Origin of the sequence: Nocardia huaxiensis (genome assembly GCF_013744875.1) — a bacterium.
Lineage (GTDB): Bacteria > Actinomycetota > Actinomycetes > Mycobacteriales > Mycobacteriaceae > Nocardia > Nocardia huaxiensis.
Genome location: NZ_CP059399.1, coordinates 7769162 through 7791782, shown reverse-complemented (window position 1 = coordinate 7791782; position 22621 = coordinate 7769162). Strand labels below are relative to the sequence as shown.

Genomic DNA, 22621 nt, shown 5'->3' with positions numbered 1-22621 from the left:
GACTGCCGCTACCGCGGCTTGCCGTTGGTCGTGGGGGCGGAAGCTGCGCTTTCGGCGGTCACCCAGACGAATCCGACGCCGCTTCTTGGAAATACCCATCCGTCGAATCCAACCCGAACGGACTTGCCGGGAACGGTATCCGGTGAGCGTTCGATACGGGTGGCCTTGCTGCTGGCGATGAAATCGAGCACGCTCACCCGCTCAATAGCGCAGTCGCTGTAATCGAGTTCGACTTCGATCCCGCGGGTGGGCTGTTCGATGTCGATGTAAAGCAGGTGGCCGCGGCGTTCTGTCACGGTGCGGTAGGTATAAGCGATGGTCACCGGCTCCTCGGCCTGCCTCGCATCGAGGCTGAGGTCGACGGTGTAGATCTGCCCTGTCTTCCGGGACGCCTGGCGGATCGCCCGCTCTTGCCCGTCTACGCTGAATTGAACCAGTTCGAATGCCTCACGGTCGGTGGCGTTGAGTCCAGCCTTCGGCGTGACATACCAGGCGAATGTGCCGTCTTCCCGGGCCAGTTCAGCGTATTCGGCTTTGTCGGAGACGGCAGCGAAGCGGCGCGAGCGATGTCTGGGCACGACGCTGTACTCCCAGCGCACGGTGACGGTGAATAGTGCCGGGGCAGCGGGAGCCTCCGCCGAGCCGCCAGCGGCCGGCGAGAGGCGGATCTCGACCTTGGCATCATGCCAGCGTTCAGACGCCTGGATGGCCTGGTCGCGGATGTCCTGATAGACCTCCTCGGCAAAGGCCTTATCACCGAGGCGGAGCGCCAAACTGTTCTGGATGATGTCGTCGAGGGTGTCAGGACTGGCGACCCGGGCGAGATCGTCATTTCCGAAGGCGAAGCCTTGTATGACGGCGTCTCGCATGGCTGGGGCAGATTCGGCCAGTACGTGTTGGAGCCGGGCAGTGTCACGGGCTTCGCGGTCTCTTCCGGTGAAGTAATCGATGCCGAGACCAAGCAACCCTGCGACCAGCAGGGTGCCGCCGACCTCGCTCCACGGGAAGAACCTGAGCCACGCGAGATTTGGATTGGTCGGTGTTTGGGCGCCGAGCACCATGAGCGCGATGCCTAGACCGGCCACGAGAATCGCGGCGATGATGGTCTGCAGTTTGGTGATGCGCTGTAGCGGGTCTTGCATAGACTGCCATTATTGTAGCAAGTCTAACTAATGATTCATAGCGAAAAGGAAAGGGCCACAACGGGTTTCAGGGAAAACCGCTACGGCCCTTTCATGTGGGTTCGAGGCAAATTAGCCGTCGCCACCGCCGATGAAGCCGTCACCGCCGCCCATGGTTCACCTCCTTGGCTCGGTTGCCATGCCGCTGGAATGGGCACGGTGCGCAATATCCTAAATTGGGATATTGCCCGGCGCAAGGTGCGGTTTGCCTTGTGGAAAAGTCGATCTATTCGGCCGAGTACCAGCGCCTTTGCGCGGTGCTCCGGCAGCTGCGCCAGGACGCCGGCCTCACCCAAGTGGAGGTGGCGGCGCGACTCGATGTGCCGCAGTCCTTCGTCAGTAAGTACGAGAGCGGCGAGCGGCGGTTGGATGTGATCGAGCTGCGGTATGTGGCGGAGGCGCTGGGGGTGACGTTAGGGGAGGTGGTGGCACGGATTGGATGAGCAGTCGAGGGGGCCTCGACTGCTGCGCACCCCACCTTGTCTGGCAATGCACTCTGAGCACTGCCTCCTGAGCCAATCTTTATTTCTGGGTAAGTAATAGATTGGTCAATGGGAAGCATCTCGTCTTCTATTTGATCGAAACGATACGGTTTGATGTTAGTTACACTAACCGATTTTTCTTCAGCGAATGATCGCATAGCGCCCAGTGTCCCGTATCCTTGTTGCTCTCATCGTTAGGCCGCGCTAAATTTTCCGCATTTGAAATGGCTGGGCAGTGAGTCGCGATAATTGATCGTAGATTCTCGGAGAGTTAGGTGCTCAAGGCCGGCCAGATCTGGTGAAGGGACAGCTTGACATCATGGGAGCCACGCAGCTGGTGGGTGGATCGAATAGAAACCAACCGGTTGACTCCGTATTGTTGACAAAAGGCTTGGTGTGAGAATTGGCCAAGGTCGGTGGAGCTGCCGAGGATAGGCTAGCCTCTCAAAGCCTTAGAGTGCTGTGGAAGCGACTCTTTAAGCGCTCGTTAACCCTGATAATCGCGATCTGCATCGCGCTACTCTCTGTCCTAGTTATTCCGTTTGGCGATATTCATAACGACGTATCGGCATTATCTCGCTTCGCCATAGGCGTACTTCTGGGCGCTGCGGTCGCAGTCCGCTGGTATATCAGCCATCGCGATCGTGCTACCGAGAAGGACATAACCCGAGTCAATTGCAGAAAGGAGGACATGCCGGCAAGATCGAGTGAAGAAGCTCGGATTAAGGCGGCAACGAGCGCATTTGCAGATGTCCTATCCACCGTCGACGTGTTGAGGTTCTTTGAGGTTTTCAACAATCCGGCAACGTATGTCAGTCGTATAGCAGAGCGGGTTGAGCTCGGGGACGAAACCTACCGAGTAAAGGTGACTCGCACTGTTCTTGGAGCTGAAAACAATAACGTCACTCGGCAGCTGATACCCATCCTCTCGCCCCGGAAGAATGAGCTTATCGACAAGCTTAAGGTTACCTGTAAAAAGGAGTTGGTGCGCACACTCTCCTATCAAGAGACGCATGGTGCGCTTCTTGTAATTGGAGAAGCGTTGCTGGAGACGGTATTCGGAAATGTGCCGGATGACCTGTGGGGTAAGCTTCGACTTCAGATTATCAATGAACAACCGACCGACCCCGGCGAGCGCGTAGCTATCGCCGATCTTCTGAAGGAGAAGATCGAAGCTGCAAATCTGACGGGTGACGATGTCGTTTGGCGCGATGTGTTGCACAACTTCGTATATGGCATTCAGAGCACCTTCCCCATTATCGCGCTGGCACCCTCCGGTAGCGCCATTAAACTCGAAATCGAATACACTGAGACACGTGAGCGCCTGGAGGAGAAAAAAATTGGCGGGGTCAGGAAACTATCCGAGCTCACCTACTCTCATATTCGTGCCGCATTCGGATTAGCTCGGAGATCTCACATCATTCCGCTCACGCGAGCGACGAAGGCAAGGAGCTATCACTTTCGAACTGACGCGCCGGAGGGTATGTATGTATACTACATTGAAATTGGCCTCGCTACCCTTCAGGAAGCCAATCAAACCGAACGGGCAGCCATAGCCATATCCAAACGGCCTATGGATCCTAGATGGGACGCCGCTGATACGCGTGGGCTAACCTATGTTCACGCGTACGGTCGTGACCTCGATATTGCAAATACGGCATCTCGAATACCGTATCTAATCATAGAGCTGCGAGAAAAGCCTCCTGGTTTGATGTTCGTCGTGGCGCTTCTGTCTGTATATCTTATGGTTCTCACGCTGGGGGTTGGGAACTGGTACGATGACATATTTAGTCCGAATGCGTCTCAGTTCTGGCCGACAATACTATTCGGTGTTCCCGCAATCGTCTCCGGTTGGCTCGTTTCGCGCTTTACCACTGATGCTGTCAGCCGTTTGTCAATCTCAACCTTAGCGGTTAGTTCGTGGTTCATTGTGAATGCAGTCGTGGCCATGACTATTGCTGCTTTAGGACTGGCGAAGATAATTACAACTTCGAGCTGGTGGGAGGCATTAATAGTGAGCGTTACGGCGTGTGCATCGATGGCTGTAATGCTCGTTGTTCTCCGGGCAAGGCGATACCAACGCCGAGTCAGCGGGGCGATTAGAAAATAGAATTGACAATTGAGTTAGGGAGTGTGAATATTGATACGAAATGGTTTAATGTTGATTATGTCCGCGCTGGCGGGTGTTCCAACGGGGGGTAAGATGGTTGAGCGAAAAGGTCCTGGAAAATTAGAAATTACACCCGCCGAGTTTGATGCAGATCTTATTTATCAGGAGATCCAACAACTCGGTTCGGTAGCGCTCGGTGAAAGCGCGGATTTTTGCGGACGCAGCGAAGCGTCCATCACTATGGGAGTAGCGATGACCGAGGACTCACGTCGCAGATTCTTAACGAGGGCAAGTAGAGCTCTGGATCGAATAATCAAGGAAGCAAAAGATGATCAACCCGCCAAAGAAGAGGGCCAGAACCAAACTCCTGGAGGTGACTCGGGTAAGGGCGGGGACCCTGGTTCACAGACTCCAACCAGCTCTCCGATGCCGGAGTAGCTATCAGCGGTAAGGATGAACTGAGTACCACCTGACGCTTCTTCTCCGGCGGCGTGATCTGCTTGACTAGCCCTCGTGCCCTCCATCAGCACCACCGCCAGCAGCCTCCGCACCCTCGATGGCCTCCAATTGGCTGCCACCCTTGCTACCCCAGACCAACCGACAGACAGTGCTGTTGTCCTGGTCCACGGTGGCGGCGTCACTCGAGAGGAGGGCGGCTTCTTCACTCGTCTGGCCGCCAGCCTGGCGGATGCTGGCGTCGCTTCGCTCCGGTTCGACCTCCGCGGCCATGGTGATAGCGAAGGTCGCCAAGAGGACCTGACCATCGCGACCATCCTCAATGACATTCGTGTCAGCCTCGCCGCGCTGAAGGAGGCTACAGGCGCTCGTGAACTGGCGCTTCTAGGGGCAAGTTTCGGCGGCGGGATCACGGCTTACTACGCGGCGAAGCGGCCGGGCGAGCTGAGCCGCTTGGTGCTGCTCAATCCCCAGTTCGACTACAAGAAGCGCACCATCGACAGCCGGGACTACTGGACAAACGAGATGATCGATGATGAGCACGCCAAAGAACTGAATGACACTGGCGCCGTTCAGTTCACGCCGACGCTGAAGCATGGCCGCCCGCTCCTGAACGAGGTGTTCTGGGTGAAGCCGAACGAGGTCCTTGGTGAGATCAAGGCGCCGACGCTCATCGTGCATGGGAATGCGGACACCTTGGTCCCCATCGACGGAACGCGGGCCGCTCTGGCTCAGTTCACGGCTCCGGTCGAGTTGGTCGAGGTGGAGGGCTCCCAACACGGCTTCGCGGTCCACGACGATCCCCAGTACTTGAACCCGAAAAGCCAGGAGTACCAGACGTTTGTGATCGAGACGGTCGCCCGGTGGCTGACAGCCGGATCGTCACGGCAGTAGCACGTCACGCAGCTCCCGCACCTGTGCGCGGTGCCGCCATGGGTCCAGAGCGCGGACGACGTCGACAATGACGTTCATGGTCCGTTCGGAACAAGTTTCGCGTGCCACCACTACTGATTCACGGGCCACGCGGGCGGCCTCGTCCGGTTCACCGCTCAGCGCCAATGCCTTAGCTTGCCGAGCCTGGAAGAAGCCGGCGTCGCGACGCGACAGCGAGCCGCTGGCGATGACCTGCCCGAAGAGCTGACTGGCCCGTTGCGGCTTGCCCGCCTCGACCAGGCAGCAGGCCGACCGCACCAACAGTGTGCCCTGGTTGAAGTAGCTGACCAGCGGTTCGTCGGTGGCGGTGGCCGCAGAGTCGAGCAACTGGCCTGCTGCGTCCAACTGCTGGGTGACAACGGCGACGGGTTCGCCGCTCATTGCGAGCCCCAAGGCTTCCTGCTGGATGACCTCGGCCTTGACGCGCGGCGGCAGCTGCCAGGGGCCGTCCTTGGCGGCTTGGGCTAGCGTCAGAATGGTTGGGACATCACGGGTTTCGTAGGCCATCTGCGACTTCTTGAGCAGGATGTATCCCTGCATCGGCAGGTGGCCGGCAGCTTGCGCCCACTCCATAGCCCGGTCGTACAGGAACGTCGCGGTGAGCGGGTCGTGCAGATCGCGGTACAGCCACCCGGCGAACTCGGCTCCGTCTGCACCAACAGCCAGCAGCTGGCGACGAATAGTGGGCGGAACATCCCTGCAGTGCCGACGAATGGTCCCGAGCACGGCGAGGGTGAGGGGTAGTGCCTCTAGCGGGCCGCGCGAGCCGTCGTCACGCTTGCAGCGGGCGAGCTGCGCCTGAAAGAACTCAACGGCGGTACCGTCGAAATACCGTCGCGCCTCCGCCAAGGCTTGGCCAACGCGCTCGATTTCCGCGCTATGGCGTGGCGGGGTTGCGGCACCGTCAGAGCCCAGCCAGCGGGCAAGCGTGAGCGTATCGGGAGAAACAGTATCGCCGTCTGTTGCCGCTTTCTCAGCGTCCGGCAGTTTGAACCAGAGTAATTCGCTTGGAATGCAAAGGATTTCGGCCCACCGAACCAGCTTGGACAGCTGTTCGGGCGCGGGCCCCTTCTCAATCCGAGACAGCTGCGCCTGGGTAACGTCCAACCAGTTGGCGACCAGCTCTTGCGGCAGCGGACGGCCGTGATGGGGGTGCTGCCGGTAGGCGAAGATCACGCGGCCCATGTGCCAGGTGGCCAAGGCGTCACGCATTTGGTCGGTCAACCAGAAGTTGCGCGGCACGACGGGTGGCTGTAGGCGTTCGTCACGCGAGGCGACTTCGCATGGGGAACAAAGGGATTCGGGGTTGTAGCTGCTGAGCCGACTCCCACAACGCGTGCAGTACCGCTGGGTGTGGGACGCCCTCGTCATAATTCCGCTCCGGGATGCGTTTCGGGGGTGTTCTCCGCCATTTGCCCTGGTCGTGGGACCGTACCAGCCCTACGCTGCAAACGGTTATGCGTTTCATACATACCGCGTATTCGCCCCGGTCGTGGTCGTTTTCGCCCCTTTGGCCAACCCTTGGCTGGTCACCAAGAAAACCGCCTAGAAAGGGGTTGGTCGTGGCATTGTCCCTTGTTATTCCTATTTTCGGCCCGCCTGCGGCCGGAAAAACCACGCTCACAGTGCGTCTCGGCGAAGCGCATGGCCGAACGACTTTCCGGCTACGCGAGCATGTCTCAAAACAAGCGCTGGCCGCCACTGCCGCCAGCAGTGAGCAGCTGGGCTGGATCGACGACTTCACAGTCGCCGATGCGCTTCGTGCGTACTTCACTACAGTGCATAGCGATCCGGCCGTGCACACGGTAATGCTGGACAACTTCCCCGGCTCGGGTATCCAGGTGGACCAGCTGCTGGCCATCCTGTGGGCTCTAACTCCCACACCGCATATTGAGGCCGTCGAGGTCGTGACCGACGCAAAGACGCTCAAACAGCGGGCGCGGACCCGCAAGGTTTGCCATCAGTGCGAGCGCGACCCCATCCACGATCCGCGCCTTCCGGCTATGCCGAGCGCGGGTGATCCCTGGCAGTGCGCGCGGTGCGGCGGACTGCTGCATCCGCGGCGGGGAGATTCGCCTCGGCTATTTCGTGCGCGGCTGCAGCGCTATCACCAAGCCGCCGAGGGCATTCGGGCCGGCTTTACTCGCTGCGGCATCACCGTGACACAGCTCGACACCACCAACACCATCGAGGGCGCAGCGGAACTGCTTGCCCCACTGCTTATTTCACGGAGCCCTATCTCATGACGAGTACCGATCTTCCGATTCCTACCCTCAGACCGATCAGCGACGGCTACGGCCACGCCCGGATGCCGCGAGGCGCGCACGTCCCAGAGCCTGAACGGATTGACCGGGTGGCCTACGGTCGCTTCCGGAATGTCTACCTGTACATCACCGAAGCCTGCCAGCTGCGTTGTGAACACTGCTACATGGGCGAACGACTGGACCGGGCGCTGAAGATGCCCCTTCCCAAGATCGTGGACACGCTCACCACCTGGCGCAGGCTGGGCGGCAGCAAGCTCACCATCCTCGGCGGCGAGCCGACACTGCATCCAAACTACTGCGATGCCATCCGCCTGAGCCGGAAGCTGGGGTACGAGCACGTCATCACCACGACGAACGCCCAGAAACCCGCACTTCGGCGATTCCGGCAACTGGAGCCGGACGACTTTGCCTATGTCCAGGTCAGTTTGGACGGCGGCACCGCTGCGAGCCACGACGCTATCCGAGGTCCGAACACCTTCGACGCCGCGCTTGAAACGACAGCCGAGCTGACGGCTCGCGGATTCGATACCCGCATCATCTGCACGGTCAACAAGGCCAACGAAGGTGACGTGCTCAACCTGCTGGACCTGGCCGACCAGCTGAATGTCAGCCTGGTGAAGTTCCACGTCTTTTCGACCATCGGCACCGGGCACGGTAACCCCGAGATGGCGATGACGCCGCCTGAATGGGTGAACTTCTGCGATCAGCTGAACAAGGTTGCGACGGAGTACAAGACGCGCGTCTGGTACCAGCCAACGTACGCCCGACGCGACCAAATGGACCGCTACGCCGCCGAGGGCTACCAGGGGTGCATCGGCCGGACGCTGGATCGAATCTCGATCTTCCCTGATGGGCGCTGCTATGTCTGCTCGTATCTATTCGACACCGAGCTGAACTTCGCTCAGATGGTCGACGGCCAGGTGGAGCTGAACCACGGCACCAACGAGTTCGACTTGTTCACCAGCGTCCTGGCCGAAAGCTCTTGCGGCGGTTGCAAAGCCACCGCCTGCATGGGTGGTTGCCCGGCCGAGGAGTTGGTGATGGGCAAGTCGTCATGCAGTGCCTACGAGGACATCGTGCCTGTCTGCCGTTTGTGGAAATCCAGCGCGAAGCCCGAGGAGTGAAAGCTGATGGACGCAATCACTGAACTGGTCGAGGATCTGCGACTGCTCGACTGGAATGACATCGACGAGGTCGAATACGCCTGTCAGATGGTGCTCGATGACCTCGCCGCGGCGCCGGCTATCGTGCGGGAACGGCTCGATGAGCTGCCGTACCGGCCGGAGCTGATGAAGCTCTGCGAGCACTACGACATTCTCGACAAGATCGTGCTGCACGACGACGAGACTGGCTTCCGGATCCGCCTGCACATCTTCCTGCCGGGGTACTTCGACCGGCCGCACAATCACCGCTGGAGCTACGCCAGCAAGATCCTGCGCGGGCAGTACCGGCACTTCCTGTACGGCAATGCCGAGCTGGACGAGCAGGTGGACCCGAACAAGCTGCCGGTGCTGCAAGTCCGTGAAGAAGGCGTCGGCAGTAGCTATGCCCTGCACCACAGCATGATTCATGCCGTGGTGGCCGAGCCGTTCACTGCGAGCCTGGTCATCCGCGGCCCGGCGGTGAAGGACCGGTTCCTCGTAATGGACCGGCGTACCGGCGAGGCGTGGTGGCAGTACGGCGCTATACAGGAGTCCGCCGAGGAGGCCGAGCAAAAGCGGATGCGGTTGGAACGGCTGAGGGAGGTGATGGGACAGCTCGCTGAATGGAAGCTGTATTAGAGATTGGTCGGCTCGATCCACCCGGTGCGGAAGTGGCCGTAGGCCATCACTCGTCGGGTGGGTCTGCGGTCAGAAGGGGGACATCCTGGGCCGCGAAACGATCGAACGCGAGAAACCCGCGGCCAAGATCATTGAGGGTCAGCTCCCAGCGATACTTGTCCACCTCGTTCATGACGTTCGTGTAGGGCCTCAGTGGATCCCACTGGTAGCGGCCACGCCAATCCTCGTACCTCTCAAGGACAATTCGATCGCCTTCGTCGTAGCGCACGCATTCGATCTCGTACTCCTCGTACTCGGCCTCGTCGTAGGTCTCCTCGTGCAGCGTGACATCCGCCCATGCGAAGAGCTTGGGGACTACCTCGGTATAGCTCAGTCCGCCGAGCATCACACCCCATGTAGCGATTTCCTGTGGGGGTCGGCCGTCTTCGTTATCGATGCCGAGCGTGATTTCCCCTCTCCCGGAAGACTTGTTGATCCATTCCTCAATATCAATGACGAGGCGCTGGCCCCTGTTGAGGATGTCCATCCACGGTCGCGCCAGTTGCAACTCGCGGAGCCGCAACAGGTACGGATCACCCTGGGCGGCTTCACGGAGCACTCCGTCTGCGGAAGCATCGAGGCGATTCGCCTTGGGTACCTGCAGTTTCCAGCCGCCTCGAGACGAACGGTCGAGGACGTCCTGGCGAACGAGTTGCCAAAAGCAGTCACGCGTTTCGGGATCGACCAGGACGATCAGAACCGGAAGTGAGTGGTTGAGCCAGTAGCTGACGTCATCGCTGCTCGGGCGGAACCACCACCCGGCGTCTGACGGCTCGGTGAAGTAGCTGCCACCGCATTTGATCTGGACACCAAGCAGCATTCCCGTAGCTGCTTGGTCGTCAACAACCTCGATCTGAGCGTCGATGCCATAGTCCTCATCGGCAGGCTGCTCGCGAAAGATCCAGTTCAGTTCGTCCAGGACAGCCTGTTCAACGATATTGACTCCCTGGCGCCCGCGCCGGGCCGAAGGAGGGCGCTGTTTCATAAGACGATCTTCGCTGGGCTAACCGAGAGTTGCCACCTCTTCGCCGGATGAGTGATGCGTGAGGAGACGTTCCAGCTCAACGCGAGTCGGCAGCGGCGCATTGTGTGGTCGTACGCACCGCAGTGCCGCGCTCGCCGAGCCCAGCACCATACTGCGCTCCATCGGCCATCCCGCGCGGAGTCCGTACAGCAAGCCGCCGGAAAAGGCCGCTCCGGCGCAATGGGTATGCCGCACGTCTACCCGAAAGGCAAGCACGGCAACTTCTTCCGCATCGCTGACCGCTACAGCACCGAATGATCCGGCCGTCACGATCACCCATCGTGCGCCTGTCTGCTCCAACAAGGTACGTGCGATGCCTGGGGCTTCCCGGTGGTTGATGTCGTCCACGTTGGTTTGGAGCAGGAGATTCGGGTTGCCAGCCAAAACCGGCGCCATTCGCTCCGACAGGGCCGAGCCACCCAGGTTGAGGAGCATGGGCACCTGCGCCGCGCAGCCGACGTCGATCACGCGCAGGGCTGCCCGCTCGATGAGCTCGTAGCAATCGAGGTAAAGAAACGAGGCCTCGACGATGGGGGCCAGATCGACCTGCTCGAGGCTATCCACGACGCCGGGCAAATGCGCGAACCAGGTGCGGGTGTGATCCTCGTCAGCAGCGACCACGATCCGCGGCGTATTTGTCTCGGGCCGCGCGTTGAATCGTGCCTCAACGTGGCGCTCGGTAAGCCACTGCTGCACGAACCTGCCGCAGTCGTCGTTGCCAATGTCGTTGGACAGCAAGAGCGACGGCACTCCAAGGGATGCGAGCACCGCCGCCGTCATGGGTCCGTCGGCGGCAAGGGACGGTTCGATGCTGGTTATACGTTCGCCATGGTTAGGACGCGGGAACTGGGGCACCGTCCAGAGTTCCGCGTAGGCCAGGTAGCTGACGCACACCACCGGGCCGGACGGATTGACCATGAGCTACCAGCCGTAGACCGAGAACGGTGTTCCGTTGGCAATGTGCCCCATGGCCGCCCGGCAGTAGTCGATCATGTGGTCGGGCAGGGCATCCGGCGCGAACCACGCCAGCGCGCTGCACTTGTCCGGTTCCCTGTTCGTCGGCTCGCCCTCCCAGCTGCGCACCGTGAAGAAGAAGGCCATGCGGCCGCTCGAGGACGAGTTGTGCATGACGTGGCTGAATTGCACCGATTCCTGCTTGATCGCCACTCCGATCTCTTCCTCGGCCTCGCGGATCACGGCGTCGATGACCGATTCATCAGCCTCCAGATGGCCGCTGGGCAGGTGCCAGGCGCCGTCTTCGAAGCCGGTGTTCTGGCGTTGGCCGAACAGCACCTGATTGCCGCGGCGAAGCAGCAGGTGGACATCGCCAGTCACTTTGTGGCGCTGTGGTTTTGGTGATGGAGTGGTGCCGGCGATTGGTGCGCTCATGCAGTTGATTCCTCCCTCAATTATACGCTCTACCTGGTCTTTTGACGCTGGGTGAAACGAGGCGAGCCTAGTACGGCGGAGGGGGCCGCGGTATGCGTCGGAGGTATAGCCAACCTGAGCCAAACTGATATAGCCCCTCGACCGCCCGACTACGGGCGGACACCAGCAACTGCGTACTGGCCGAATCGTAAGGGGTAGCTGCTGCGGCATATCCGCATTGAGTCGGGCGTACCAGTGCTGGACTACCAGGTACAGATGGAGCAGGACAGGAATGCGACCGACGAGCTGGCCGAAAGCTACCCGGAGCGGACTGATGGGCACTGTCGACGACAATGTGACCAAGGATCTGCCGCCGCTACCCTGCTCTGAACTTTGGGATTGGCAGTACTTGTCCTCGATTCGCGATATGACTACGCCAAGTTGACGGTCAAGGAGTAAATCGAATCACGGCATCCTGATGAGCCCGGATCAGAACGAGTTCAAATCAGCCGGCGCCGGCCACTTTTCCTTGTCGATGAATGCCAGGACGGTCGTAGGATCGTTACGGTCAACCAGGACAAGCCCTTTCAATCCAACGTCCTGAGTGGCGACGGGGACGTTAAAGACGAGGTTGCCCTCTTGGATCGGCCTGCCATCTGCGTCCTTACGCAGCGGCTTAAACGCGGTCTGGCCCGGACCGAGCTCGGTGTCGTACCAGCTCGTAGCAAAGCCGTCGTAGGTGTACATATTGTTGGGCAGGTCGATCTGGACGGCATCGCGGGGCGCGTTTGGCGGTACAGCCCAGTAGGTCTGCCCTTCAAACGACAGCTTGATCGGCCGGTCTCCCGCCGACGCGGTGATCGGTGGCGGCATCCACCAGGTAGCTGGATCAAGCGGTGTCGCTACCAGCAGTCGAAGGGCAGACATGGCCGTGATCGAGATGTCGATCGCGTGTGCGGAGTTATTGATGATGCGCGGCCGCAACTTTATCTGGCCGCGCCCTTCGATCCAGTTGACGCCGTCCGGTGCATGGAATCGTCCCACACACCAATACGCCACGCAGATCTCCACGTCGGGCAGCTGGACAGTGGTGGCTTCCGGAGAATGGCACGGCGTGTTTGGCGATAGTGGAAACAGCGAATTTATGGAGGTTGAGCTGACTGACGAGGTAGCCCCGGCAAAGGTCCCGTGGTCATCGGCGTTACCGTCATCGAACACCATAATGGTGGTGACACCGATGACCAGTGCGGCAGCCGCTGCCGCGCCTGTAAGCGGCTTCCAGTATCCCTTCGCCCATTGCCCGACACCCTTCCCGCCGCTCGGCGGTAACGGCACGGATGCTGGAGCGCCGGCACTCGAAGTAGGTCGGTCTCGCTGGCTCTCCGTGGGCCCGTCGTCCGATTCTGCGTCTCGATCGATTAGCTCGTCCGCGGCGCCTACCCCAGGCCGCAGAGGAGTCACCAACGCCCTATCAGTGGGCTTGCGCGCGGCCAATTCCTGCATCTTCGCCTGTGCGGCATCGATCACGCGGTCGCGGGTATCTGGGTCGGTAAGTTGTTCGGTCAGATAGCCGACGTAAGTAGTTAGAAAACCATTTAGGTTTCGGCTGGAATCCTTCGGATGCTCCGAATCGTAGAGTTGATCCGGATTTATATCCAACATGTAGCCTACATAACGCGCCCGGCCGACTTTCCAGCCAGTCTCAGTGCGGTTTCCGTAGCTTCCTTTGGGGTAGTCTTTCAGAATACGAATAAGTACGCCGATCGCCCAGACCTTCTCCTCCCTGCTTAGTGAATCCAGCGCTCGCCTATTTTCGCATCCTGCATGCTCCAGCTTCAATGCCTGCGGATGGATCTCCAGAAGCGGTATATAGAGGATCGCTGGCTCATGAAGGTTCAGTGACGGATCTTGCAGACAGTGCGATATGAGTGCTTGTAGATTGATCAACGACTTCAATAGCTCATTGTTTAGCGCACCTGAATCATCGACAACAATCCCTCGGACGTCGCTCCTGCTGCCGATCTTGGTCAACCAGCAACGCTTCAGCTCTTGAGCGGCAGCGGTCTTCAGCCTTGCGTCAGGTTCGGGCGGCCGGAAGGGCTGCGACTCAGTCATACGTTCCCTTATCTACACAATCGCGCTGGCCGGGCTTTAAGTGTATCGAGCGCTACTGGGTCACGTTACGTCACCCTTGAACAAACAACTAGCTATTTACTTAATCTAACAACTATGTTATTAAAGCAATTGGGCGCGCATCGAGAGAGGAATTTCGCGATGACGCAAGAAGGGATGCCGCAATTGCCCCTTTCGGGGATTACCACCGAGGAGCGGGCGGTGCAATTATTTCGCCGCCTGTACGGCAATAACGAGCCACGAGTCGTGACCAATGTTGCCATTCAGATCACTGCAGTACGTGACCAATTCTTCGAACATTGGCAGCACTATTCGGATTGGACCGAAGACGGACCGGAGAACACGCCGACCGATCTGTGGAGTTATTTCGATTCTTGGCTTGCATCGCTTCGAACGAATCTGTTCTCCGGCACACCGTTCCCGTGGCTCAACCCGGAACGCGCCGAGGACATCTGGCACGAGTTTGTCCAACTGGTGCCGACCATCTACGTGGCCATCATCGACGCGCTGTTGAAGGACCCGGCCAAACTCGACCATGTCGAGCGGGACCCCAAGACCGGCAAGGAGATTGAGCGCATACCCCGCCGTATCACCGATGTCTTACCGCGCTTCTGGCAACACAACAACGAGACACCGGAGGCCACACCCAAAGAGAAGGAGTTCGGCAGAATCGTCTGGCTCGTCGCCGGATGCGGCGGCAGCTGGCCGGTGGTCAACTACCGCCAGCCTCCGGACCGCAGCAACATCGACAAGTGGGGACCGGCCTCCGGTTAGGGGGTGTATCCGGTCTAACCATCACCACATCCACCCCGCGCGCCCACGCATGCCCGCACCCCGATATCGGGGAGCGGGCTTCTCCTTTGGCCGCAAAGTCACCGCAAAGCGCTACGCAAAGTCGATCCGAGAGCCCGTGGACAGTTTGCGCGCTGTCCGCAAGCGTGCGGACAACTCACACTTAAACGCTCTGAGCTGCAAGACTTTACGACTTTGGTGCGCAAATTCGATCTCTCTTGGCGCGCAAGTTTGCGGTTGGTAAACCTTGACCTTGTCCAGCAGGGAGCGTCACAGCTCCCGATCGGCAACACCTCGTTGCGACTTTTCGGCCACTCGGCCACCACTTCTAGGAGCACACGCATGTCTTCCGATTCCATCTCGTACGTCCAGATCGGCCTGGCCGACGACCTGAAGCCGATGGTGCCGCCCGGCGACGATCCGGCTGCCGCCTCGGCGATCGCCAACTTCGCCCTCGCGCAGCAGACCGTCTTCGACACCAAGCTGCGCCGGTTCCTCAGCGGTCACTGCGAGGCGGCTCCGACCATCGCCGCGTACGCCTGGGAGCTGTCCGGCGCTATGAACACCGGTGTCCTGGATTGGATTCGGCAGTGGCCAACTGAGGCCGCCGAGATCGACCCGGACTTCAACGCCACCCAGCAGGACGCCATCGACACCTCGGCGCGGGCCGCCACCAAGCCCACGGGCAGTGGCCTGGCGATCCCGGAGAGCGACGACCCCGAAACCGTGTACGAAATCACGGCCTTCGTCTTCCGGATGGTCCGCGAGCTGCGTGCAGAGATCACCATCTTCGCCAACAGCCAGTACGCCGCCGCACCGGCCAGTGCCGATCATGCCTGGAATCTGAGCACGAGTTATCTGCGGCTGCTGGGTGTTTGGGCACTCAGCTGGCCGGAGTAACGACGCGCCTGGTGCCGGATGGCCGTCCGGCACCAGGCGGCAAGCACCACCAGCAATTTCCTCCCCCTCTTCCAACCTTCCGAAATTAGAAGCAAAGGAGTTCAGCATGATGGCCCCCCTCACCCTACTGGCGGCACGGTTCGCCGCGAGGACGCTTTCCCGCTCGCGCTTGGTGCGAACCGTAGTGATGGCCAGCATCTTCCTCGCGGTGATGCTGGTCGTCGGCTGCGGCGCCAGCACCGGCCCGGTCAGCCTGTCCGACGGCAAGCAGATCGCCGACGCCTGTCCCTCCGGCCGTTCGGTCGCCGGCCGCGCGGCGATCGACGTGTCGACCCATATGCGCCCGATTGCGGCCGATGCCGGCCGTCTTGACCCGGTTCGGCAGCAGGTGCGCCGCACCCTGATCTGCGGCGGCCACCTGCGCGTCGAGGTCTTCTCCGGCTCTTCTGCGTCGACGGCGGCGGTATACGACGGTGAGCTGAAGCTGCCCGGCGCCACCGAGAATGCGCGGCTTCGCCGCGAGCCGGCCATGACCGAGGACATCATGGCGGAGATCCGCAGGAACCTCCCGGACGCGGCGGCCACGTTGCCGCTCACCGGCAGCGACATCACGGCGCAGTTCGGGATGAGCGCCGAATACCTCGCTCAGCTTTCTCCGTACGGCTCGCGCTTCATGCTCGACATGCTGGTTGTGACGGATGGTGTGCAGTCCGAGGGCTTCGATCTCACCGACCCGGCGCTGACGCCGGAACGGGCGAAGGTGTTGGCCGGGCAGGTCACCGTGCCGGAGTTGCCGGGCGCGGTGGTGCAGTTCACCAGCATCGGCAAGACGGCCAATCCGGCGCCGCCGACCGCCTATGTGGACGGCCTGAAGGTGTTCTTCACCGAGGTGTGCATGGCGACCGGCGCGGCGCGCTGCACCGTGGTGACTGATGCGGCGGGACGGTGATGACAATGCGTATTTCGTTCCGCCCGAAGCGCATTCGCAGTGCCGACCACCTGGGCGCGGCAATGAGCACAAAGGTGCAGCGCACCCGGATGGTTCCGGTTCGAGAAGCCTCGGCTGTAGCCCGGCCGAATACGGTGCCGCAAACCTACCTGGAGCAAGAGTTCGACGAACTGGCGATCGAGCAGCTGCGGGAGCATGCGGCGGCTGGCGAAGCCGCGGCGCACCAAAGTGTGACGACGGCCGCCGGGTTGGAGCTCGGCCGCGCGGTCGGACACGAATTGGTCGGCATCAACGCACCGCTCGTCGTCGCCGCGCGGGACAACTTTCTGAAGGCCCTCACCCTGCTGAGTCCGTTCGTTAAGCGGAAGGCGGGATCGCGCTGGGTCTACTTCCTGATCTGGATCCTGCTGCTCGGCGGCGACATCGCGGGGATCACCGGGGCGGCGGTTGCCTACGGCGAGGTACCGATGCTCGCTGGCCTGCAAGCCCTTTCGGTCAGCGTGACTACGGTGCTCGCGGGGTTGGCTGGTGCGGAATTCAAGTACCTCAAGGCGGCCCAGGAACGGCAGTCCGAAGACGGGGCGCTGGTTCCCGAGCTGGCGCCCTATCGGACCGTGCTCTTCGGCCCGATATCCGCCCGGCGGTTGGTCCTCATAGTCACCGTGGTGTCGATGTTCATCGCGGTGTCCGTTGCGATCGGCATCTACTCGCTGCGCGCGAGCGTTGAGGGGGAGACCGCGGGCATGGTGTACGGCACCTTCGCGTGCGCGGTTGCGGTCGGTAGCTGGTGGAACAGTTACCGACACGCCGACGCGGTGGCCGACAAGATCGATGCGGCTCGGCAGGCATATCGCCGTGAGCTTCGGGCCCACACCCGGATGACGTGGTCGTGGACGGTTCGGCGTGCTGAGCGAGCCGCGGCCCGGAGCGCTCTTATCCGGGACGAACATCGCCTGCATGGTGAGGCGGCCGCCGCCCGGATTTCGGCGCTGAAGTTCGAGGCGCTGCAGCAGAACCCGGACATTGTCGGCCACGGGCCGGGTGTGGGCGAGATCGGCCGCAAGCCGCGGCAGGTGGCAGTGCCCGAGTCGAACGGGGCGGTGGTCTAATGCTGCCTCACGCTCGGCTTCGGCGCGCGCGGCTCATCGGTGAAGGTGACAACGGTGTCACCTTCGTCCCCGGAAAGCGCTCGGAAGCAATGGGATTCAGCCTGCCGCATCCGGGGCGCTGTTCAGGTGAGAAGACGCTCACCATCGCGATTTTTGATGACTCGGGCAGCGTCGCCGGCCTCGGCGGCAATGATCCGGTCTCCCAGCGTTATCGGGAGGCGCAGCTCGCCCTGCGGCATCTGGCGGTGGCCTGTACATGCGGCAAGGAGTTCGGTGCCGTCCTGCACTTCGACTGCCCCACACCGCAGGATGTTCCGGTTACGCGACTTCGTGGCCGGGGCCTCCGACGCCTTGTACGGGGACTGGCGGAGCCGATCGGTGCTTTCGGTACCAGCGACCTCGCACCTGCACTCACCGCCGCAGAGGCAATGGCCGAGGAGTTCGACGGCGGGCAGGTGCAGCTGGTGGTATTCAGCGACTTCCTGTTGACCGATAGGCAGCCGGACGCCGTATTGAGCGAGCTCGCGGAGTTCCCCGGGGCGGTGCATGCGGTGGTGCTTACCGCCAATCCGCCGCTCGTCCTGACCTCAGATCCGGGCGTCACTGTGACGAATGTTGGCGGCTCAAGCGAGGCGGGTGAAGTGGCGCGGGCGCTGCTCGCCAGTTTGACCGAACACCGTGTCGGCGTGGCCACCGGCTGATCTTCTTCGCCACACCACCGGTCCGGGCGGCCGGAAGCCGCCTGGACCACCAAATCCTCTATCCCACACCAACTTTAGGAGACGCTATGTCCACTACCAAGATTCAGCTGGCAGACGAGTTACAGCCCACGGTGCCCGAGACCGACTACGTCGATGTGGCCAGCGAGATCGCCAACTACGTGGTGACGAACATGCTGCGCTTCAGCGACCGACTGCACGCTTTCCTGAACGAACGCTACGACGCGGCCCCGACGAGTGCCGAGCACGCCATGGACTTTGACGCCGTCATTGCCCAGGAAGTCCTGAACTGGGTCCGGAACTGGCCAAAGTAGCCGTCAGCCCTGCCGGGGCAGGCGCGGGTGCACCACCCCGGCAGATCCTGCCCAGCTGTCCGGCATTCCTCTATTGGAGCCGAGTTGGCGAACCACCTGCACCCACCCATCCACAGGAAGCTATCTAAGATGCGAAATTCCCACGACCACAACGATTCCGAGGCGCCGAGCGAGTTCCATCTCGAAGTGCCGGCGGGTGACGATGCGCGCACCAGCGAGCACCTGGTGCAGACCGCAGTTGCGCTACTCACCCGCGCGCTGACGGAGATCACCGAGCTGCTCGACACCTATGGGGCGCGGGCACCCGAATCCGCCCGGCGCGTCACCGATCTCGCCACCATCGTGGCCACCTCCACCGTGACGTGGCTGCGCTGCTGGCCGCAGCCGGACAGTGCGCCGCTGCGCTTGGCCCGACGGCGTTGAGCATTACACAACATGAAAGACGCTCCCGACCCTGGGAATAGTGCGGGAGTGGACCGGGGGAATGGTCAGGACGCTAGCGTCTCACGGGGCGACTCGTCGGCCGATCGGACGATTGAGCCTCACAACCTGGCCGTCTTTTACTGGAGACAGCCGCGCAGTCAACCTCTTCGGTGCAAACACATGAGTTTCTACGAAGGATTCGCGCGTCAATTTCGGGGGAGAAGGAGTACTACCCGTGACCGAAATAAATAGTCAGACATCGCCAGCGCAGCGTTACCACTGCATATTGGCGGACCCACCTTGGGATATCTACCAGCAGGGAGGGCGCGGGGCAATTCATCACTACCCGTTGATGACGCTGGACAAAATCAAGGCGCTGCCTGTATCCGAACTGGCCGAAGATGATAGCCATTGTTGGGTTTGGGTCACTAACGCCACCCTTCGGTATGGCTACGACGTCCTGGAGGCGTGGGGCTTCACGCCGCGCTCACCACTCACCTGGGTGAAGACACGACTCGGGCTGGGTGTCTACCTACGCAATATGACCGAGCATCTGATCCTCGGCACGCGTGGCGACGCGCCAGTGAACTTCCGAGGTCAGCCAACCTGGACGTTCGCGCCGGTGCAAGATCACAGCCACAAGCCGGAAGAACAGTACGCCATCATCGAGCGGGTCAGCAGGGGCCCGTATCTGGAGCTGTTTGCACGGCGACGCCAACCTGGGTGGGACGCCTGGGGGCTGGAGGTCCGTTCCGATATCGCCATCACTGGTTATCCGGTGCCATCGGAGAAGCGGAGACCAAGGGGGTGGGAATGAGCGACCGTGACCCACGCAAGGATCCCATTCAATGGTTTTTCAACGCCAGCCTGCTCGTGCTCTTTGCCGCCGTCGCATTAATCGTGGCCATCGACCTGCTGAGCCGGATCTGGGTGTGGCTGGTGGTCGCTGGCTTGGTCATCGGCGCCGTCGTGCTCGGCATCGCCATTTGGAAGTCAAGGAGGCGGCCGTGGTAAACGTTAACTATTTCTTAAATGCGGCTGGTTTTCTGTTGTGGAATATACAAATTTCATTGCAACGCGCTTCGCGGTTCGTCATAGATGGATGGGGACTCATTGCCGACTTTATGACTATGGCGGGATGGAGGCGATCCCCCGCGATGCGTCATGGAAGGAGGCGTTGATGAGCAGTTCCAAGCGCAGGTACCGCAAGTCAAGCGAACGCCGGATCTACATCCGGAGTGAGCGCCATGACCCGCCGGACACCTTCCTCCTCGCTCGCGCCCTGCTCGACTTGGCCGCGGAGATGGCTGATGCTGCGGCGAAACCCTCTAAATCACAGGCTGTGCCGGTCGAGGAAACTTCGAAAGGCAAGTCACAAAAGGGAATCCGGCCATGACCGCGCGGTTGATATTCTCGCACTTGCACGTGCCACGGCCGCTCTGTGTCGAGGACATCGTGCGCCCCTTCGGGCGGCTAGCCGCCGATCCGAACACACCTCTCGTCGTGCTGGAATGCCGGGCTGACCAACGTGGCACGCGGCACCTACTCGGCGTGTTACCAGAACACATTCGGTGGATCCACCGGACCCTTTGTGATCTGCTGCCCGGCCTGACCATTCTGCCCGTCGGTGTTGAGCGACCGCGGGCCGACGTAACAACAGCAGCGGAGATAGCAGTCAGGCCGGCGCTGCTCGGCCTACTCGGAGTGGCTGCCGAGGATACCTCCGCAGCCCTACTGTCGGCTCTCAACGCTCGACTACTGGCCAACGAGGAGCTGGCAGTCCAAGTACTCCTCGGCCCCACGTTGGCGGGTCGGTCGCTCCGTAGCCGGGTGAGCGACCCCGGCTCAAGTCTCTGGCGTGCCCTGTCACAGGGGCGCCAGCTGGCGCCACCCGCCATCGCCAAGCAGATCGAAGGGAGGCTATCCCTCAACGGTTTTCGGGCCATCCTTCGCATCGGGATCACCGCCACGACTCCGGAGCGCGCCAAGCGATTGGGAAGCGGCCTGATGGGCGCGCTGGCGAGCGCCAAGCCACCGGATGCGTCGTTACTCGCCAAGCGGATTCGTCCTGCGGTCATCAACGAGGGGCGGCCGCCGATGCGGTGGCCCCTCCGACTGACCGCGGCCGAGTTGCCCTGTGTGCTGGGATGGCCGATCGGAACGAGGGACCTGCCCGGTGTTGCGCCGGTGCATCCAAAGCTGCTGTTGCCCAGGCGCATGCCGACTGAGGAAAAGCGAATCATCGGCTACACAGCGCTGCCCGGCACCAATATTCCGATCGGCGTCAGTGCGCAGGACTCCTTGATGCATCAAGTACTGCTCGGCCCTACGGGTTCCGGGAAGAGCACCGTACTACTGGCCCAGATCAAGGCCGATATTGAGGCGGGCCGCAGTTTGCTGCTGATTGATCCGAAGAAGCAGCTCGTCAATGACGTTGTCGAGCGCTGTATTCCGGTGGGGGAGCTGGGCCGGGTTGTAATTGTCGACCCCGAAGATCCGCAGGTTCCCGGCTTCAACCCGCTCGATGTCGGCGACCGTGACCCTGATGTCGTGGTTGATGGGCTGCTCGCGGTCTTTAGGGCTGTCTTTGCAGATGGGTGGGGACCGCGGACGGAGGACGTCTTTCTTGCGTCGTTACTGACGCTGGGGCGCGTGGGCCAACGGCGCAAGGAGCCCTTCACGCTGCTGGATCTCCCGAAACTGCTGACCGACGAACGCTTCCGCCGCTTGGTCATCGGCAAGGTATCCGATGACGAAGTACTGGAAGGGTTTTGGGCGGCCTACAACGAGCTCTCGCCTGCTGCCCAGGCGGCGATGATCGCCGCACCCATGAATAAGCTGCGCCGATACTTGCTGCGGCCCTCAGTAGCCCGGCTGCTTGGCCAAGCTCGGCCGCAGTATCGGTTCCGAGATATCTTCCGTGACAACAAGGTTGTGCTGATTGCCCTCAATGAGGGACTGATCGGTCCAATCACCGCGCAGCTGATCGGCAGCCTGTTTGTCTCCGAAACCTGGATGGCTACCCTGGAACGCGCCGCCGAGGACCTGCCTATGGACCGGCCCGGCTTCGTGGTGGTCGACGAATGCCAGAACTTCGTTCACCTACCTACCTCATTCGGTGATGCGCTTAGCCAGAGCCGTTCATACGGCGTGGCCTGGGTGCTTGCCCATCAATCTCGGAAGCAGATGCCGGCCGAGCTACTTGAGTCGATCGACTCGAACGCGCGTACCAAGGTGATCTTCCGGTTGGAGAGCGCCAAGGACGCCGCTGACATCGCCAGGCTGGCACCAGAACTCGATGCCACCGACATCCAGATGCTGCCCAAACATCACGCCTATGTGCGCGTGGTTACGGGAGGCGAGTCGAGCGGCTGGACCGCGATCACCACACTGCCGCCGCCACCGAAGACTGGGCTGGCCGACCAGATTCGGCAACGCAGCCGCGAGCTGTACGGCGGCAAGGGCCGCGCGGCTGCCAAGCCGACAACCTCAGCGTCAATGGCGCCGCTTGACCAGGCTGACGCGCCAGTGGGACGGAAACGGCGGATGAAACCGACCGGGGGAGAACTGCCATGACTGGCGTGCGGACGAAGGAAGCCAAGCGGATGTGTCGTTCCGACCGTCCGGCCACGTCGCATACAAGC

24 protein-coding genes are annotated in these 22621 nt (G+C 61.3%); 18 read left to right on the top strand and 6 right to left on the bottom strand.

Going from position 1 to position 22621, the window contains the following annotated elements; translation table 11 throughout:
* Positions 1 to 8: 8 nt before the first annotated feature.
* Positions 9 to 1142: a hypothetical protein gene (locus tag H0264_RS35705; RefSeq protein ID WP_181581608.1), complete on the bottom strand. Its 1134-nt coding sequence runs from the start codon at positions 1140 to 1142 to the stop codon at positions 9 to 11.
* A 251-nt stretch (positions 1143 to 1393) separates the two neighbouring features.
* On the opposite strand from H0264_RS35705, the gene H0264_RS35700 reads away from it, so the two are divergent.
* The 4 genes from H0264_RS35700 (at position 1394) to H0264_RS35685 (ending at position 5123) form a co-directional block, all read left to right on the top strand.
* Positions 1394 to 1624 carry a helix-turn-helix domain-containing protein gene (locus H0264_RS35700; RefSeq protein ID WP_181581607.1) on the top strand — a complete coding sequence of 77 codons (231 nt, stop codon included), beginning with the start codon at positions 1394 to 1396 and terminating at the stop codon, positions 1622 to 1624.
* 442 nt (positions 1625 to 2066) lie between these two features.
* Positions 2067 to 3773, top strand: a complete 1707-nt coding sequence (locus tag H0264_RS35695; RefSeq protein ID WP_181581606.1) for a hypothetical protein — start codon at positions 2067 to 2069, stop codon at positions 3771 to 3773.
* Between the two features lie 48 nt (positions 3774 to 3821).
* Positions 3822 to 4211 (top strand): hypothetical protein, encoded by a 390-nt coding sequence (locus tag H0264_RS35690; RefSeq protein ID WP_181581605.1) that lies wholly within the window; start codon positions 3822 to 3824, stop codon positions 4209 to 4211.
* A 75-nt stretch (positions 4212 to 4286) separates the two neighbouring features.
* Positions 4287 to 5123, top strand: coding sequence for an alpha/beta hydrolase (locus H0264_RS35685; RefSeq protein WP_220139907.1), 837 nt, complete (start codon positions 4287 to 4289; stop codon positions 5121 to 5123).
* Here the strand turns inward: H0264_RS35685 and H0264_RS35680 are convergent.
* Positions 5112 to 6404, bottom strand: coding sequence for an NsdA family TPR-like regulatory protein (locus H0264_RS35680; RefSeq protein ID WP_220139906.1), 1293 nt, complete (start codon positions 6402 to 6404; stop codon positions 5112 to 5114). The two genes, H0264_RS35685 and H0264_RS35680, sit on opposite strands and share 12 nt — an antisense overlap.
* Before the next feature lie 320 nt (positions 6405 to 6724).
* Between H0264_RS35680 and H0264_RS35675 the strand changes: the two genes are divergently transcribed.
* Genes H0264_RS35675 through H0264_RS35665 form a run of 3 tightly spaced genes read left to right on the top strand, consistent with a single transcriptional unit; the run spans position 6725 to position 9207 of the window.
* Complete coding sequence (locus tag H0264_RS35675) at positions 6725 to 7408, top strand: adenylate kinase family protein (RefSeq protein WP_181581604.1); 684 nt, start codon at positions 6725 to 6727, stop codon at positions 7406 to 7408.
* Positions 7405 to 8550, top strand: a complete 1146-nt coding sequence (locus H0264_RS35670; RefSeq protein WP_181581603.1) for a radical SAM protein — start codon at positions 7405 to 7407, stop codon at positions 8548 to 8550. Before H0264_RS35675 ends, H0264_RS35670 begins: the two co-directional genes overlap by 4 nt.
* Before the next feature lie 6 nt (positions 8551 to 8556).
* Positions 8557 to 9207, top strand: a complete 651-nt coding sequence (locus H0264_RS35665) for a hypothetical protein (protein WP_181581602.1) — start codon at positions 8557 to 8559, stop codon at positions 9205 to 9207.
* A gap of 46 nt (positions 9208 to 9253) precedes the next feature.
* Here H0264_RS35665 and H0264_RS35660 read toward each other — a convergent pair whose 3' ends face one another.
* The 4 genes from H0264_RS35660 to H0264_RS35645 all read right to left on the bottom strand — a co-directional run bounded on the left by H0264_RS35660 (position 9254) and on the right by H0264_RS35645 (position 13753).
* Positions 9254 to 10231 carry a DUF4365 domain-containing protein gene (locus H0264_RS35660; protein WP_181581601.1) on the bottom strand — a complete coding sequence of 326 codons (978 nt, stop codon included), beginning with the start codon at positions 10229 to 10231 and terminating at the stop codon, positions 9254 to 9256.
* Positions 10232 to 10249: 18 nt separating this feature from the next.
* Positions 10250 to 11188 (bottom strand): carbohydrate kinase family protein, encoded by a 939-nt coding sequence (locus tag H0264_RS35655; protein ID WP_181581600.1) that lies wholly within the window; start codon positions 11186 to 11188, stop codon positions 10250 to 10252.
* A gap of 3 nt (positions 11189 to 11191) precedes the next feature.
* Entirely contained in the window at positions 11192 to 11659 is a 468-nt protein-coding gene (locus tag H0264_RS35650) for an NUDIX hydrolase (RefSeq protein ID WP_181581599.1), read from the bottom strand.
* A 468-nt stretch (positions 11660 to 12127) separates the two neighbouring features.
* Entirely contained in the window at positions 12128 to 13753 is a 1626-nt protein-coding gene (locus H0264_RS35645) for a hypothetical protein (RefSeq protein WP_181581598.1), read from the bottom strand.
* A gap of 159 nt (positions 13754 to 13912) precedes the next feature.
* Between H0264_RS35645 and H0264_RS35640 the strand changes: the two genes are divergently transcribed.
* The 11 genes from H0264_RS35640 to H0264_RS35590 all read left to right on the top strand — a co-directional run bounded on the left by H0264_RS35640 (position 13913) and on the right by H0264_RS35590 (position 22553).
* Entirely contained in the window at positions 13913 to 14545 is a 633-nt protein-coding gene (locus H0264_RS35640; protein WP_181581597.1) for a hypothetical protein, read from the top strand.
* A gap of 360 nt (positions 14546 to 14905) precedes the next feature.
* Complete coding sequence (locus H0264_RS35635) at positions 14906 to 15463, top strand: hypothetical protein (RefSeq protein WP_181581596.1); 558 nt, start codon at positions 14906 to 14908, stop codon at positions 15461 to 15463.
* A gap of 106 nt (positions 15464 to 15569) precedes the next feature.
* The gene (locus H0264_RS35630) at positions 15570 to 16412 is read left to right on the top strand and encodes a hypothetical protein (protein WP_181581595.1); all 843 of its coding nucleotides are present in this window, start codon (positions 15570 to 15572) and stop codon (positions 16410 to 16412) included.
* 5 nt (positions 16413 to 16417) lie between these two features.
* Positions 16418 to 17521: a hypothetical protein gene (locus H0264_RS35625; RefSeq protein ID WP_181581594.1), complete on the top strand. Its 1104-nt coding sequence runs from the start codon at positions 16418 to 16420 to the stop codon at positions 17519 to 17521.
* Entirely contained in the window at positions 17521 to 18222 is a 702-nt protein-coding gene (locus H0264_RS35620; protein ID WP_181581593.1) for a hypothetical protein, read from the top strand. The genes H0264_RS35625 and H0264_RS35620 overlap by 1 nt, the downstream gene beginning before the upstream one ends.
* A gap of 86 nt (positions 18223 to 18308) precedes the next feature.
* Positions 18309 to 18554 carry a hypothetical protein gene (locus H0264_RS35615; protein WP_181581592.1) on the top strand — a complete coding sequence of 82 codons (246 nt, stop codon included), beginning with the start codon at positions 18309 to 18311 and terminating at the stop codon, positions 18552 to 18554.
* 129 nt (positions 18555 to 18683) lie between these two features.
* Positions 18684 to 18977, top strand: a complete 294-nt coding sequence (locus H0264_RS35610) for a hypothetical protein (protein WP_181581591.1) — start codon at positions 18684 to 18686, stop codon at positions 18975 to 18977.
* A gap of 235 nt (positions 18978 to 19212) precedes the next feature.
* Positions 19213 to 19794, top strand: a complete 582-nt coding sequence (locus H0264_RS35605) for an MT-A70 family methyltransferase (protein ID WP_181581590.1) — start codon at positions 19213 to 19215, stop codon at positions 19792 to 19794.
* Positions 19791 to 19991, top strand: coding sequence for a hypothetical protein (locus H0264_RS35600; protein WP_181581589.1), 201 nt, complete (start codon positions 19791 to 19793; stop codon positions 19989 to 19991). Before H0264_RS35605 ends, H0264_RS35600 begins: the two co-directional genes overlap by 4 nt.
* 166 nt (positions 19992 to 20157) lie before the next feature.
* Entirely contained in the window at positions 20158 to 20373 is a 216-nt protein-coding gene (locus H0264_RS35595; protein ID WP_181581588.1) for a hypothetical protein, read from the top strand.
* Complete coding sequence (locus H0264_RS35590; protein WP_181581587.1) at positions 20370 to 22553, top strand: type IV secretory system conjugative DNA transfer family protein; 2184 nt, start codon at positions 20370 to 20372, stop codon at positions 22551 to 22553. Before H0264_RS35595 ends, H0264_RS35590 begins: the two co-directional genes overlap by 4 nt.
* The last annotated feature ends 68 nt before the right edge of the window (positions 22554 to 22621 follow it).

Bases quoted from the DNA above. Each gene is read 5' to 3' on its own strand.
- H0264_RS35705 (WP_181581608.1), bottom strand. From the start codon at position 1,142: ATGCAAGACCCGCTACAGCGCATCACCAAACTGCAGACCATCATCGCC.
- H0264_RS35690 (WP_181581605.1), top strand. From the start codon at position 3,822: ATGTTGATTATGTCCGCGCTGGCGGGTGTTCCAACGGGGGGTAAGATG.
- H0264_RS35670 (WP_181581603.1), top strand. From the start codon at position 7,405: ATGACGAGTACCGATCTTCCGATTCCTACCCTCAGACCGATCAGCGAC.
- H0264_RS35665 (WP_181581602.1), top strand. From the start codon at position 8,557: ATGGACGCAATCACTGAACTGGTCGAGGATCTGCGACTGCTCGACTGG.
- H0264_RS35660 (WP_181581601.1), bottom strand. From the start codon at position 10,231: ATGAAACAGCGCCCTCCTTCGGCCCGGCGCGGGCGCCAGGGAGTCAAT.
- H0264_RS35655 (WP_181581600.1), bottom strand. From the start codon at position 11,188: ATGGTCAATCCGTCCGGCCCGGTGGTGTGCGTCAGCTACCTGGCCTAC.
- H0264_RS35650 (WP_181581599.1), bottom strand. From the start codon at position 11,659: ATGAGCGCACCAATCGCCGGCACCACTCCATCACCAAAACCACAGCGC.
- H0264_RS35645 (WP_181581598.1), bottom strand. From the start codon at position 13,753: ATGACTGAGTCGCAGCCCTTCCGGCCGCCCGAACCTGACGCAAGGCTG.
- H0264_RS35640 (WP_181581597.1), top strand. From the start codon at position 13,913: ATGACGCAAGAAGGGATGCCGCAATTGCCCCTTTCGGGGATTACCACC.
- H0264_RS35635 (WP_181581596.1), top strand. From the start codon at position 14,906: ATGTCTTCCGATTCCATCTCGTACGTCCAGATCGGCCTGGCCGACGAC.
- H0264_RS35630 (WP_181581595.1), top strand. From the start codon at position 15,570: ATGATGGCCCCCCTCACCCTACTGGCGGCACGGTTCGCCGCGAGGACG.
- H0264_RS35625 (WP_181581594.1), top strand. From the start codon at position 16,418: ATGCGTATTTCGTTCCGCCCGAAGCGCATTCGCAGTGCCGACCACCTG.
- H0264_RS35620 (WP_181581593.1), top strand. From the start codon at position 17,521: ATGCTGCCTCACGCTCGGCTTCGGCGCGCGCGGCTCATCGGTGAAGGT.
- H0264_RS35615 (WP_181581592.1), top strand. From the start codon at position 18,309: ATGTCCACTACCAAGATTCAGCTGGCAGACGAGTTACAGCCCACGGTG.
- H0264_RS35610 (WP_181581591.1), top strand. From the start codon at position 18,684: ATGCGAAATTCCCACGACCACAACGATTCCGAGGCGCCGAGCGAGTTC.
- H0264_RS35600 (WP_181581589.1), top strand. From the start codon at position 19,791: ATGAGCGACCGTGACCCACGCAAGGATCCCATTCAATGGTTTTTCAAC.
- H0264_RS35595 (WP_181581588.1), top strand. From the start codon at position 20,158: ATGAGCAGTTCCAAGCGCAGGTACCGCAAGTCAAGCGAACGCCGGATC.
- H0264_RS35590 (WP_181581587.1), top strand. From the start codon at position 20,370: ATGACCGCGCGGTTGATATTCTCGCACTTGCACGTGCCACGGCCGCTC.